Origin of the sequence: Duffyella gerundensis (assembly GCF_001517405.1) — a bacterium.
Classification (GTDB): domain Bacteria; phylum Pseudomonadota; class Gammaproteobacteria; order Enterobacterales; family Enterobacteriaceae; genus Duffyella; species Duffyella gerundensis.
In genome coordinates this window covers 239,292-252,465 of the sequence record NZ_LN907827.1, presented here as the reverse complement: position 1 = coordinate 252,465, position 13,174 = coordinate 239,292, and the positions used below count along the sequence as shown (strand labels likewise).

The window sequence follows — 13,174 nt, the reverse complement described above, 5'->3', positions numbered from 1 at the left end:
AAACCCACGGCGAACCGTGGGCGGTACAGATTAACGGTTAGAGATGTACAGCGTAACTTCCAGACCCAGACGAAGGTCGGTAAATTCAGGTTTGATCCACATAATACGGCTCCTGTTGGTGTGTTGAATAAATCACTGCGCGCCTTAAGTGCGGCAGCGAATGGGTGATTTGTCAAATCGGGGGCGAATGGTGCGCTACCCTTCCGGGGATATCAACCCCTGAAGCGTCAGGGATTATTATCGTCGAGCGGCTATTCGCCCCACGTTTGTTTTAGCACTCGTAGCCAGTTACGCCAGGCCATTTTCTGCTGGCACGCTGCGCTGAAGCCGGCAGCGGCCAGCGCATCGGCCAGCCGGGGCAATCCGGCTACGTCGTGCAGCGCGTCTGGCACGTTCACGCCATCGAAATCCGATCCCAACGCCACGCGCTCAATCCCTATTCTATCCGCGAGGTACGAGAGGTGTTTGACAATCTCTGCGACCGCCGTCTTGCCGTCGCGTTTGCCGTCGGCACGCAGAAACGCGGTGCCAAAATTCACGCCCACCAGGCCATCGCTGTCGCGGATGGCGTCCAGCTGCCGATCGGTGAGGTTGCGCGGCTGCGGACAGAGCTGATGCGCATTGGAATGGGTTGCCACCAGCGGCGCGTCGCTGAGGCGCGCGGTATCCCAAAACGCCTTCTCATTCATGTGCGACACATCGATTAGGATGCGGCGCTGATTGCAGGTTTTGATCAGCGCGATACCTTCAGCCGTCAGGCCCGCGCCGGTATCGGGCGATGCGGGAAAGTTGCCATTCACGCCCTCGCCAAAGCGGTTAGGCAGATTCCAGAATGGCCCGAGGCTGCGTAACCCCTGCGCACAGAGTTCGTCCAGCAGCTCGCCCTCGCTATCCAACGCATCACCGCCTTCCAGATGCATGACCATCGCCAGCGCGCCGCTGTGCATCGCCTGCTCAATCTCGCCTGCGGTACGGCAAATCGTCGCCTGGCCGTGGGATTGCGCGGCGATCGCTTGCAGGATCGCCGCCTGCTCGCGCACAATTTGCGCTGGCTGATGCTGCGCGGCGATCGCCTCGCCGGTCTGCTGCCGGATATGGGCGATGTAGCTCACCGGCGGCACAAACAGCGCAAACAGCCCGCCCGCCAGCCTGCCCTGTCGCGCCCGCGGCAGATCGAGGTGGCCATCAGGCGTTCCGGCAATAAAGGCCGCCGCGGGATCCTGCGCCGGGTTGATCCACAGGCGCAGCAGCGCATCGTTGTGGCCATCAAAAAAAGGATATATGTCTGACATAGCGTTCCGGTGGGTGGAGTGGCGCCTTGCAGGCGGCTTTTAAGGTCAAGGTCTTGAGGTCAAGGTCTTGAGGTCAACGGCCATTTCGTTCTGCCCTTCGGGCCGCCCGAGCAGGGGCGGCATGCGCCCCGCCCCTGCACCCCGGCTATCCGGCAAACACAACCGCCCGCCGCAGGCGGGTACCTTCGTCGGTTCACATTTCTTCACGGACCGCTCGCGATTCGGAGTATTCGCCTCATCCTGAGGCTCACCCCTTCGGGGCAGCGCAAGCGCTGTTCAAAAACGCTCCCGGCGTTTTTGTCTGCTCAGCGCTCCCTTGTCCCGCCATCCATGGCGGGACATCCTGAAATGTTCACCTCCTCAGCGGTGGTGATGCCTCCTCAAGGTCAAAACCCAAGTCAAAACCTAGTTCAAAACCCAGGTCAAAACCCAGGTCAAAACCCAGGTCAAAACCCAGGTCAAAACCCAGGTCAAAATCTCAATTAATATCGAAAGTTTAAAACCGAGGCTGAGACCTAAATCTAAAGGAAAGCCGGCTTTGGCTTTGTAGGGTTAGTATTCAGGGCAACGACTTTACTAAGACAAAACGAGAAAGCCTATTTCAGTAGACGCTGAAGACGCAGCCAAAACACCGCAAGATCGAAATTAAGTTATTCAGGGTAAAGATGATACGCCGGTCAGTTTTCATTGCGTAGCCCCAGATTTTACATTTCGGGCTTAACGCTTGAGATAACGTACCTTAGCTTAAAACCTGAATCTCAGGCTTTAATATACATGCCCCAAACCCAACCTGACTTTCACCATTCACCATTCACCATTCGCTATTCACTATTCACTATTCACTATTCACTATTCGTCTTTAGCTTCTGGCGATGGCGATAATTCTGGCTCTGTTTTTTTAGCTTTTAGCTTTTAGCTTTTAGCTTTTGGGTTTTGGGTTTTGGGTTTTGGGTGTTGGGTTTTGGGTTTTGGGTGTTGACCTTTAGAGGCATCACAAACGCCGAGGGAAAAGTGTTTTCCAGGATGAGCCGCAGGGATGCGGCGAGAAGGCGCGCTGAGCCGGGAGCGAATCGCGCCGGGTCCGTCAGGAAAACGCTTTTGCCGAGGGCACCCGCGCAGCGGGCGGTTGTGTTTGCCGGATAGCGCGGGTGCAGGGCCGGGGCGACTGCCGGCCCTGCTCGGGCAGGCTTTAGCCTGAACGAAATCGCTTTTGACCTTAAGACGTTGACCTCAAGACGTTGACCTCAAGACATTGACCTTAAAAGGCCGCTGGCCTTAGCCCTGACAGGCTTCCCCCTCCCCTCCGGGTAGCAACCCAATAAACTCATTAAGATTGATTGAGCGTGGACCCCGGCGCCAGACCAGCCAGGTATCGAGATAACGGTAATTTTCTGCCAACGGCCAGGCGCTGACGGTGCCGCTGCCGGGCATGCTTTCCAGCATCGAACGCGGCATCAGCGCTATGCCGCTGCCCGCGGTAACACAGGCGAGCATGCCGTGATAACTCTCTACCGGGTAGATTTTTCCGGGCATGGCGTTGCCATCGCGAAACCAGCTTTCAAAATGGCGTCGATAAGAACAGTTATCGCGGAAGGCAAACAGGTTTTCGCCGTTAACATCTTCTGCGCAGGCGATCGCCGGGTGCTGCTGCGTCGCCACCAGCACCATCTCTTCGCGAAACACCGGCACGCCTTCCAGTACCGGATGCAAAATCGGGCCGTCGACAAACGCCGCTTCCAGGCTGCCCTCCAGCACCCGATCCAGCATATCGCCCGAAGGCCCGGTGCTTAATGCCAGTTCTACCTGCGGATAATGGTGGTGATAACACGCCAGCAGCGGCGGAATACGTACCGCAGCGGTGCTCTCCAGCGAACCGAGCGCAAACAGCCCGGCGGGCCGATCGCCGCTGACCGCCAGTCTGGCTTCATCCACCAGGTCCAGAATGCGGTTGTTGTAATCGAGAAAATGACGGCCCGCTGGCGACAGCCGCAACCGCTGATTTTCGCGGATAAACAGCGCAACGCCCAGCTCCGCTTCAAGCTGCTTAATGCGTGTGGTGACGTTTGAGGGCACCCGATGTACGGCTTCTGCCGCCGCGCTGATACTGCCGGTGGCGGCAACCGCACGAAACATTTCCAGTTGGGAGAGCTGCATACCTTTCTCGTTATCAGAAAAACTTTCTCATTATTATTCAATTTAACTGAGGAGCGCAATCGCCTATTGTTTACCCAACGCAACGTCACTAAGAGGCACGCATGCAAAATTCAATCTCTACCCTAAATCCTGCAACCGGCGAAACGCTGGCGGTTTATCCTTTTGCCAGCGCCAGCGAGCTTGAAGCGGCATTGGCGCAAAGCAGCAGCGCGTTTTCGCTGTGGAAAAACGTGCCGATCGCCGATCGTGCCAGCTATCTGGTTCGCTTTGCGCAGGTGCTGCGACAGTATCGCGACGTGTTAGCCGATGCCATCACGCAAGAGATGGGCAAGCCGGTGACGCAGGCGCGGGCAGAAGTGGAAAAATCAGCGGCGCTCTGTGACTGGTACGCCAGCGAAGGTCCGGCCATGCTGGCACCGGAACCGACGCAGGTCGACAATGGTCACGCTGAAATAGCTTATCGTCCGCTGGGCACCATTCTGGCAGTGATGCCGTGGAACTTCCCGGTCTGGCAGGTATTGCGTGGCGCGGTACCGGCCATGTTGGCAGGCAACACTTTCCTGCTGAAACCGGCCCCCAACGTGGCGGGCTCGACTCAACTGCTGTTGCAGGCGGCGGCCGAAGCGGGTTTACCAGCGGGCGTGTTCAGCGTGATCAACGCCACCAACGACGGCGTTTCTGCCGCCATTAAAGACGATCGTATTGCCGCCGTCACTCTGACCGGCAGCGTGCGCGCTGGCACCGCGATTGCATCTCAGGCCGGTGCCGCACTGAAAAAATCGGTGATGGAGCTGGGCGGCGCAGATGCCTTTATCGTGCTGAAAGATGCCAACCTTGATGAAGCGGTGCGCGCAGCGCTGTTGGGCCGCTTTCAGAATGGCGGCCAGGTGTGCGCTGCCGCGAAGCGGCTGATTGTTGAAGAGGCGATTTTGCCCGCCTTCACCGAGACGTTTGTGGCGATGGCGCGCGAAATGAAAATCGGCGATCCCACTGATGAAGCGACTTACATCGGCCCGATGGCGCGTTACGATCTGCGCGACGAGCTGGATGCGCAGGTGCAGGCCACGCTGTCAGAAGGTGCCACGTTGCTGATGGGCGGTGAGAAAATTGCCGGTGCCGGCAACTACTATGCGCCAACCGTGCTGTCCAACGTGACGCCTGAGATGACCGCCTTTCGCGAAGAGCTGTTTGGTCCGGTTGCCAGCATTATCGCCGCACGGGATGCCGATCATGCAGTAACGCTGGCTAACGACAGCGATTTTGGCCTGAGCGCCACGATCTATACCGCCGATACCGCATTGGCCGAAGCGATGACGGTGCAGCTGGAGTGCGGCGGCGTGTTTATCAACGGCATCAGCGCCTCCGATCCACGCGTTGCCTTTGGTGGCGTGAAGAAAAGCGGTTATGGCCGCGAGCTGTCCCACTTCGGCCTGCGCGAATTCTGTAACGCGCAAACCGTGTGGCGTAACCGTAAAGGATAAGTTAGCGCTTGCTGGCGCTGACAACCGCATCATGCAAGTTCAGGCGCTGCCAGAAACTTTGTTCGGCATCGCCTGACAGCGGATAGCCCGCCGCCAGCGCACTGCTGACCATCAACTGACGGCGCTGTGCTGCATTTAACTGCGGTAACGGCGCCTCCAGCAGCACTTCTGCCCCCGCGGGGACCTGTACGCTGGACTGCTGCGTCCGCTGACGTGGCAGGCCATACGTCATCGTAAAGCGATAAAACTGCCGCATCTGCGGCGCGGCATAAGGATCGGCATCGCCCGTTGTGCGAGCGCACGCCGCCAGTGACATGCCGCACTCTTTCTCCAGCGCCCCGCGTAACTCCTGCTTTGCCTGCTCAAACAACGTCCGATACGCCGCATCATTCATAAAATGTGCCACGTTGCGTTCCGCCGCCATGCGCGAACCGATCACATCCAGAGGATAATGCACGCCGAGCACGATGCGTGAATAGCCGTAGCGCGCGCCGCGATCCAGCAGCGGCACAAAGCGTTCGGGAAGCATCTCCGCCATCAACAGCGCATCGGTGTAACCGGTGTTGGTATGCCCGCTGGGAAACGAGCCGCCATCGGCGCGATAAGGCTGATTATCTTTGACCACCGCGTCATCCGGCACGTTGTGAATGCTATTGCCCGCCACCAGGAAAGGACGCGGATAGTTGAAGTGTTTTTTCGCCGCGCTGGTACTGACCTCGCTGGCTTTAATCAGCGCCGCGGCCTTGCTCAGCTCGCCTTTGTTATAGGCGGTCAGAAACGCCTTACCGAGATCCGGTCCCATTGCATCGGCCAGAAAATAGAGAAAGTTCTGCCCTTCGGCATCTATCAATGCACCGCGCCGCTGGCCGCCGGTAGCATTGAGATTGATGCTTTCTACCGTATCCAGATTGGCCGTCATGACCGCTTTCGGTTGCGCGCTGAATTGGCTGAGCAGCGCAATGCCCGCCTGCTGATTCTCTTTTTTATGGAAGTCATAGCCGCTGGCCTGCAGCCAGGCGGTATCGGCCTGCACGCTGCTCTGCCTGGCCGTTTCAAGCTCACTGCGTTGCAAGCTGCTGGCGTTGCCCCGCAGCGCCGCAATCAGCTGCTGCTGGATCACCGCTTCGCGGGCGGCAAAGTTGGGGTTCAAATCGGCGGTGGTATTCACCGCCGTAGCGTGAATCTGCGACCACTGGGGTTCAGCGGCGTCTGCCAGCGTGCTGGCGAACAGACTAAGGGCAATAACCGAAAGCGTCAGGCGCATGGGGATTTCCATAAAAGAACGGAGTGTGCGCATCACGCTAGAAGATGAAGATGACATTTTTGTGGCAAGACATATCAGGATACAGTTTGCGCGCTTTTTTAACCTTTACCGACAGTGCGATACGCCGCGCAGTAATTGCTGTTGGCTTTCGCCAATTAAGACAACTGACAGTATGCTTAGCCTATCGGCAAGGCTGTGGTGAGAGAGGGAGAAGGATCTGATACCGGGAAAATTAGCCTCACCGCAACGGGCGATGCCACTTTTTCTGCTGCTGGTCAGCATTAGCGTGGTGCTGATCAGTGGTGGCGCCTTATGGCAATCCTGGCAGCATGAGCTGCAGGAGAACGAGCGTCTGGTAAAAAATCAGTCGCTGGCACTTTCACGTCAGGCGCAAGACACATTTCTGCAGGTGCAGATTACGCTGCAGGAGATCGCCCGCAACGCCGATGATATTTTTTCCTCACCGGGTCATTACGCCGGTACTCAGGGTCTGCTGGCACGGCAGAAGGCGCTGTTGCCACAGCTGAACGGCCTGTTTGTGTTTGACGCCAATGGCATCTCAGTAGCCAATTCAGCCCCCGGTCCGCTTCCTGCCTACAGCAACGGCGATCGCGACTATTTCAGCTGGCATCGCCGTCATGATAATCAGCAGATGCACATTGGTCATGTCATTCGTAGCCGTTCGAATAACGAGCCGGTAATTCCCGTATCACTGCGGCTGGATGACGCCGAAGGGCATTTTCGTGGCGTGGCGCTGGGCACTGTGCGGGTCGATTATTTTCGCCAATATTATGATTACTTTGAGATTGGCGAGCATGATGTGCTGGGGTTAACCCATCGCGATGCCACCATGCTCTACGTGCGGCCTTTTGCCGATCGGCTGACCAATCACAGCATGGCGCACACGCCTCTGTATCAAAAACTGCTTAAGGTGAGCCCGACCGGCAGCGGCACCTGGCGCTCGCCGATCGACGGTATTACCCGCATTTTTGGTTACGCTATGGTGCCGCACTATCCGCTGGTTGCGGCGGTAGGCATCGATCGCGATGCGCTGCGCAAAGCCTGGCTGCGCACCAATCTGGGCATTATCTGTCTGAACCTGTTAATGCTGATGCTGGTAATGCTGTTTGGCCTGCTGCTGCTGCGACAGCTGCGGCTGATGCTGGAAAATCAGGCCGAGCTGCTGCGCGCACGCGATGAGCTGACCTATGCCAACCATCGCCTGCAGGATCTCGCCCTGATTGACAGCCTGACCGGGCTGGCCAACCGAAGACAGTTCGATATTTACCTTGAGCAGTGCATCGAACGTGCCGCGACAACCGGCGTGCCGATGTCATTGATCATGTGCGATATCGACTACTTCAAGCGCTATAACGACACGCGCGGCCATGTCGCCGGTGATGCCTGCCTGCGTCGCATCGCCGACATCTTAAAATCGCTGGCGCAGCGCAACGGCGATGTGGTTGCCCGTTACGGCGGCGAAGAGTTTGCTTTTGTGCTGCCCGCCACTGATGCGTCTGCCGCTCTGGCACTGGCTCAACGTATTCTTGCCGCCGTGCGCGCCGCCGCACTGCCGCACGCCAGCACCGAACTGGCGGAGAAGATTGTCACGCTGAGCATTGGCGTTAGCACCTTTAGCATTGGCAGTAATGCCGACAGCCTGGTGCATGACGCTGACCAGGCGCTTTACGCCGCCAAGCGCAACGGGCGCAATCAAATCGTCACCCGTTCCCCCACTGTTGCTGCTCAGCGATAAACCGTTACGCTTATTCCTTGATCAATCAGCGTTTATTACGTCCGGTGAGTGCCTAAAATATTTTTGTAAAGATATGAGCGACATCTCAGTTATCACCTAGATTGTATGCTGCATGCGATTTGCGTGAAAATCAGGGGTATTGCAGTGTCTGAAATAAATAACAACAATCCAGCTTCTCAACCGAAGTCGGCGACGCAGTCTGTCGAGCCGCTGGTGAAGGTGATTGCGGTCGTTGCCACTTTAGGCGGACTGCTGTTTGGGTACGATACCGGCGTCATCGCTGGCGCGCTGCTGTTCATGAAGCATGATTTGCATCTCACGCCAGCCACCACCGGCATGGTCACCAGCTTCCTTATTCTCGGTTCAGCCTTTGGGGCCATCAGCGCCGGTCGCATGGCCGATCGTCTGGGACGCCGCAAGATCATTTTGATCATGGCGGTGGTGTTTTTAACCGGCTCGCTCGGCTGTGCTATGGCACCCAATGTTGAGCTGATGATCACCTTCCGCTTTATTCTCGGCCTGGCGGTAGGCGGCGCGGCGGCCATTGTGCCGGTCTATATCGCTGAAATCGTTCCGGCAAACCGTCGCTGGCAGTTTGTGACCCTGCAGGAGATGATGATCGTTTCCGGTCAGTTGATCGCCTACGTCAGCAACGCGACCATCAATGAAATTTGGGGTGGCGAAGAGACCTGGCGCTGGATGCTTGGCGTAGCCTGTGTGCCCGCCGTAGTGCTGTGGGTTGGCATGCTGTTCTTACCCGATACACCGCGCTGGTATGCCATGCATGGCCGTTTCAAAGAGGCACGCGACGTGCTGAAACGCACCCGCGACTCACGTTATGTTGAGCGCGAATTCAATAATATCCGCAGCGCGGTGAAGCCAAAGCGTGAAAAGAGCGCACAGCGTAATCGCACCATTTCCGTGTGGATGAAACGGCTGGTGGCGCTGGGCATCGGCATTGCCATGATCCAGCAGCTCTCTGGCGTTAACACCATTATGTTCTATGCGCCAACCATGCTGCAGGCAGCCGGGATGGGTACCAATGCGTCGCTGATTGCCACTATCGCTAATGGCGTTATCTCGGTGCTGATGACCTTTGTTGGGATTATGCTGCTCAGCCGTTTTGGCCGTCGTCCGCTGCTGCTTACCGGGCAAATTGGCTGTACCTGTACGCTGGTAGCGATTGGTCTGGTCACGCTGTTGATGCCGGAGACGGTTAATGGCGACCCTAACATGATCCGCTGCTGGCTGGTGCTGGCGGGCATGCTGGTGTTCCTCAGCTTCCAGCAGGCAGCGCTGTCGCCGGTCACTTGGCTGCTGCTGTCGGAAATTTTCCCGCTGAGTATTCGTGGTCGTGCAACCGGGCTGTCGGTGTTTGCGATGCAAATTACCAACTTCACCATCGCCCTGCTGTTCCCAACCATGCTGGATCACTTTGGCCTGCCGGCCTGCTTCCTGAGCTTTGCCGCTGTGGGCATCGCCGGGGGGATTTTCGTGATTCTCTGTGCGCCGGAAACCAAAGGCAAAAGCCTGGAGCAGTTGGAGAAGCATTTCCGCGAGGAACTGCAACCTTCAGCGCGCGTCTAGCGGTACACCTTTAGTTCGCCTGGCGAATAACCTGACGGCAGAGCTTCGGCTCTGCCGTTATCGTTTTCACCACAGTTAAACGCCCTGCCGCCAGCGTTTGCAGTAATGATATTTTTTGTCCCGCTCGCGCCTGCTGGTATTGAGCCATCATGGCGCTTTTCTGGTTCGGCAGCCCACCAGCTGCACACCTGAAGAAGGGGTGTGAAGCAGAATGCTGAATGACCAGGAATGTCTGCCCGACCGCAGACCGGCATTCAGGCAGGCTTCTTCGCTGGCCCTGCGGTTATGGTTACACTTACTAACACTAATCAAATGCTTACCAAAATATTGCTCTCGCTGCATTTCCTGCGCTGGCCTATCCTTTATCCAGCTTATCTGTAACAACCCTGGCAAAAGATTAACTTTATCGTGAGCAAAAATATGGTGGTAAACAGCGTCGTCTATCGCGCCGGAAAACGGGGCGAAGAGATAAAAATCGAGGATATCAGCGAGGCGATCCATGAACCGGACAATTATGTCTGGCTGGGATTGTATGAGCCTGATGAGCCCTTTATGCAGAAAATTCAGCAGGAGTTTGGGCTGCACGATCTGGCGATTGAAGATGCGCTGACCGCCCACCAGCGGCCCAAAATTGAACAATATGGCGACTCGGTTTTTATTGTGCTGAAGACCGCGCAAAAAAACGATCGCGACGAGATTCATTTTGGCGAAACGCATATTTTTGCCGGTAAAAACTTTCTGATTACCGTGCGTCACGGCGCTTCAGAAACCTATGCGCCGGTGCGCAAACGCGCTGAAGAAAATCAGGCGATGATGGCGAAAGGACCGGCTTACGCCATGTACTGCATCATCGATTTTATCGTCGATCACTATCTTGAAGTCACCGCATCACTCAGCGATCGCATCAATGAGATGGAAACCACCATGTTCAGCAGTGAGTTCGATCGCAGTGCGGTGCAGAACGTCTATATGCTGCGTCGTCATTTGCTGGCGCTGCGCAATGCTGCGCAGCCGGTCGACGATATCTGCCAACAGCTGATTCGACTGCATGAAGAGCTGGTGCCCAAACCGCTGCGTGCCTATCTGCGTGACGTCCAGGACCATGCGCGCCATGCGGTCACCGATGCGGAAGATATGCGTGAAATTCTCACCAGTGCCATGCAGGTAAATCTCGCGCTGGTCTCCGTCCAGCAAAACGAAGTGGTTAAAAAAATCTCCGGCTGGGGCGGTATTTTAGTGGTGCCCACCGTGGTCTTCAGCATGTACGGCATGAACTTTGATCATATGCCGGAGCTGCATCTGCTGTATGGCTATCCGGCGGTGGTCATCTTTACCCTGCTGGCCTGTTTCTGCCTTTACCGCGGCCTGAAACGCTCCGGCTGGCTGTAAGCCAACCTCCTTTCTTTGACTATTCGCGATGTCATCACCTGCACTGATGGCATCGCAATCTCTCCTGTGCTGCATCCTCTCGCCCTGTAACGGCTTGCTACCTTCGCGGCGTGCTGCAGATAATACCCGCCGTTTTTTTCCGCAACCCCCCTTTATCCCCGTTTTCCTGCCGATTCTTTCAACCTTTCGAGACATGCCGCATTTTCGCGCTGCAACAAATGAATATGCTTATTTTCAGGTGACGCCGGTGCGCTTAACGTATTACCGTGAGTAGCAGTAAAAGTCCGGGCGCCTTTCGCTGTCTTTTACGATAAGCACTAACAGGATTAATTATCGTGTGCCTGCCTGCCGCGTCGTGCAGCCAGCACGCCTTTTGCCGCAGCCTCAGCGGCGATTACGCAGGCGCGGGCAGCCTGCTTTAAATGGAGTTAACCATGCTTTTTTCTGTTCGTTCTGTCCGTTCTCTGGCTGTTGCTACGCTGCTGTTGCCCTTTTTCGCGTCAGCGCACAATTTTGTTGTCGGCGAACGGGTCTCGCCAATGGGCATTGCCGATCGTGGTGAACTGCTGGAGCAGCAGGGCAAACTGAGTTATCAACGCTGGAACAGCGCTCAGCTGACGGGAAAGGTGCGCGTGGTGCTCTATCTGGCAGGCAGAATGTCGGCAAAAGATGAAAATAATGCGGTGATTGAAGCGATCTCTGCCGCGAAACTGCCGCATGATCGCTATCAAACCACCACCATCATTAACACCGATGATGCGATTCCGGGCAGCGCCATTTTTGTGCGTAACAGCATCGAAAGCAGTAAGAAGACCTCGCCGTGGGCGCAGTTTGTGGTCGACAGCCTTGGTGCAGGTCAGCGCGCATGGCAATTGAAGCCTGGCGGTTCCACCGTGGTGGTACTGGATAAAACCGGCGCCGTGAGGTTTGCTCAGGAAGGTGCGTTGAGTCCACAGCAGGTGCAGGAAGTCACGGCGCTGCTGCATCAGCTGGTCTCATAGCTGATTGCTTAAGCACCGCAACCTGTGCTACCACATGAACCCTGGACCTAAACCGCCCGCATTGCACCGCGGGTAGCGCTAGATTTCAGCGCTTTTCATCGGGCAGCAAAGGCAAATTTTTGATAATAATCTAACCTTATCAAAGATGAAGTTTGTCTTGCCCGAGTACAACAATCACCTGTTTCTTCTGCCAAACCTGACGGTTAAGGCATTACGTCAGCCTGTCGACACAGGCGAGGTTTGGTATCAAATGCAGCTACTGGCTTCGGTGATAGTCAATTAATTACGCCTTAACGGCAAACCCGGGACAGCAACCATGACAGCCTATGCCGAAAAATTGTTAAGCCAGGAAAGCGAACTGCGGGCATTGCGCGAGGCGATACAGGTTCGTCTCGACGAATTGCTGCCCGCCGGCGGCGAACGCGATATGGTGCGCGCCGCGATGCGCGAAGGCGCACTGGCGCCGGGCAAGCGCATTCGCCCTTTGCTGTTGATTCTGGCGGCACGCGATTTAGGCTGCGAAACGCCTCATCAGGGCCTGCTTGATCTCGCCTGCGCCATTGAGATGATTCACGCCGCCTCACTGATACTCGACGATATTCCCTGCATGGATGATGCCCTGCTGCGTCGCGGTCGGCCCACCATTCACCGCCAGTTTGGCGAGAATGTCGCTATCCTCGCCGCCGTTGCGCTGCTCAGCCATGCGTTTGGCGTGGTGGCCGCGGCAGAAGGCTTATCGAGCCAGTGCCGTAATCAGGCGGTGGCTGAACTTTCCGGTGCCGTCGGCCTGCAGGGCCTGGTGCAGGGGCAGTTTCTGGATCTGAACGAAGGCAGCAACGCGCGCAGCCCGGAAGCGATCGCTACCGCTAACGATCTCAAAACCAGCGTGCTGTTTGGCGCGACCTTACAGATGGCCGCCATTGCGGCCGAGGCACCGCTGACGGTACGTCAGAAGTTGCGCTGTTTCGCTGAGGATTTAGGCCAGGCGTTTCAGCTACTCGACGATTTGGCCGATTGCCAAAGCGGAACGGGCAAAGATCTCAACAAAGACCACGGCAAATCAACGCTGGTTGCAATGCTGGGTGCCGAAGCGGTGCATCAACGTCTGCACGAACACCTGCGCAATGCCGATGAACATTTTGCTTATGCCTGCCGTGACGGCGTGGCAACGCGTCAATTTATGCATGCCTGGTTTAATCAGCAACTGGCATCATTTCGTTGATTCTTCTCTCATCGACTGACCAAAAAAG

The 13,174-nt window shown here is 56.6% G+C and carries 11 protein-coding genes; 6 read left to right on the top strand and 5 right to left on the bottom strand.

Annotated features, from left to right (window positions below):
• Window positions 1–30: 30 nt before the first annotated feature.
• The 3 genes from pqqA to ptrR all read right to left on the bottom strand — a co-directional run bounded on the left by pqqA (window position 31) and on the right by ptrR (window position 3,446).
• On the bottom strand, window positions 31–102 hold the full coding sequence (gene pqqA / locus EM595_RS20505; RefSeq protein WP_071852545.1) for a pyrroloquinoline quinone precursor peptide PqqA: 72 nt from the start codon (window positions 100–102) through the stop codon (window positions 31–33).
• 149 nt (window positions 103–251) lie between these two features.
• Window positions 252–1,292: a dipeptidase gene (locus EM595_RS01135; RefSeq protein ID WP_067427019.1), complete on the bottom strand. Its 1,041-nt coding sequence runs from the start codon at window positions 1,290–1,292 to the stop codon at window positions 252–254.
• A 1,275-nt stretch (window positions 1,293–2,567) separates the two neighbouring features.
• The gene (gene ptrR / locus EM595_RS01130) at window positions 2,568–3,446 is read right to left on the bottom strand and encodes a putrescine utilization regulator PtrR (RefSeq protein WP_067427016.1); all 879 of its coding nucleotides are present in this window, start codon (window positions 3,444–3,446) and stop codon (window positions 2,568–2,570) included.
• A gap of 101 nt (window positions 3,447–3,547) precedes the next feature.
• On the opposite strand from ptrR, the gene EM595_RS01125 reads away from it, so the two are divergent.
• A complete protein-coding gene (locus tag EM595_RS01125; RefSeq protein WP_067427013.1) occupies window positions 3,548–4,927 on the top strand; it encodes an aldehyde dehydrogenase family protein in 1,380 nt (459 codons plus the stop codon).
• Window position 4,928: 1 nt separating this feature from the next.
• Here EM595_RS01125 and EM595_RS01120 read toward each other — a convergent pair whose 3' ends face one another.
• Entirely contained in the window at window positions 4,929–6,191 is a 1,263-nt protein-coding gene (locus tag EM595_RS01120) for an acid phosphatase (RefSeq protein WP_067427011.1), read from the bottom strand.
• Between the two features lie 253 nt (window positions 6,192–6,444).
• Between EM595_RS01120 and EM595_RS01115 the strand changes: the two genes are divergently transcribed.
• Entirely contained in the window at window positions 6,445–7,947 is a 1,503-nt protein-coding gene (locus EM595_RS01115; RefSeq protein ID WP_067427008.1) for a sensor domain-containing diguanylate cyclase, read from the top strand.
• Between the two features lie 144 nt (window positions 7,948–8,091).
• Entirely contained in the window at window positions 8,092–9,534 is a 1,443-nt protein-coding gene (locus EM595_RS01110) for a sugar porter family MFS transporter (protein WP_231938712.1), read from the top strand.
• Between the two features lie 10 nt (window positions 9,535–9,544).
• Here EM595_RS01110 and EM595_RS21000 read toward each other — a convergent pair whose 3' ends face one another.
• Window positions 9,545–9,685, bottom strand: a complete 141-nt coding sequence (locus tag EM595_RS21000; protein WP_157883833.1) for a hypothetical protein — start codon at window positions 9,683–9,685, stop codon at window positions 9,545–9,547.
• A 269-nt stretch (window positions 9,686–9,954) separates the two neighbouring features.
• On the opposite strand from EM595_RS21000, the gene corA reads away from it, so the two are divergent.
• The 3 genes from corA to EM595_RS01095 all read left to right on the top strand — a co-directional run bounded on the left by corA (window position 9,955) and on the right by EM595_RS01095 (window position 13,146).
• Entirely contained in the window at window positions 9,955–10,923 is a 969-nt protein-coding gene (corA, locus tag EM595_RS01105; protein WP_067426999.1) for a magnesium/cobalt transporter CorA, read from the top strand.
• A 434-nt stretch (window positions 10,924–11,357) separates the two neighbouring features.
• Entirely contained in the window at window positions 11,358–11,924 is a 567-nt protein-coding gene (locus EM595_RS01100; RefSeq protein ID WP_067435046.1) for a YtfJ family protein, read from the top strand.
• 316 nt (window positions 11,925–12,240) lie between these two features.
• Window positions 12,241–13,146, top strand: a complete 906-nt coding sequence (locus EM595_RS01095) for a polyprenyl synthetase family protein (RefSeq protein WP_067426996.1) — start codon at window positions 12,241–12,243, stop codon at window positions 13,144–13,146.
• The last annotated feature ends 28 nt before the right edge of the window (window positions 13,147–13,174 follow it).

Coding starts and splice junctions, on each gene's coding strand:
- EM595_RS01135 (WP_067427019.1), bottom strand. CDS start 1,292: ATGTCAGACATATATCCTTTTTTTGATGGCCACAACGATGCGCTGCTG.
- ptrR (WP_067427016.1), bottom strand. CDS start 3,446: ATGCAGCTCTCCCAACTGGAAATGTTTCGTGCGGTTGCCGCCACCGGC.
- EM595_RS21000 (WP_157883833.1), bottom strand. CDS start 9,685: ATGATGGCTCAATACCAGCAGGCGCGAGCGGGACAAAAAATATCATTA.
- EM595_RS01100 (WP_067435046.1), top strand. CDS start 11,358: ATGCTTTTTTCTGTTCGTTCTGTCCGTTCTCTGGCTGTTGCTACGCTG.
- corA (WP_067426999.1), top strand. CDS start 9,955: ATGGTGGTAAACAGCGTCGTCTATCGCGCCGGAAAACGGGGCGAAGAG.
- EM595_RS01125 (WP_067427013.1), top strand. CDS start 3,548: ATGCAAAATTCAATCTCTACCCTAAATCCTGCAACCGGCGAAACGCTG.
- EM595_RS01095 (WP_067426996.1), top strand. CDS start 12,241: ATGACAGCCTATGCCGAAAAATTGTTAAGCCAGGAAAGCGAACTGCGG.
- EM595_RS01115 (WP_067427008.1), top strand. CDS start 6,445: ATGCCACTTTTTCTGCTGCTGGTCAGCATTAGCGTGGTGCTGATCAGT.
- EM595_RS01120 (WP_067427011.1), bottom strand. CDS start 6,191: ATGCGCCTGACGCTTTCGGTTATTGCCCTTAGTCTGTTCGCCAGCACG.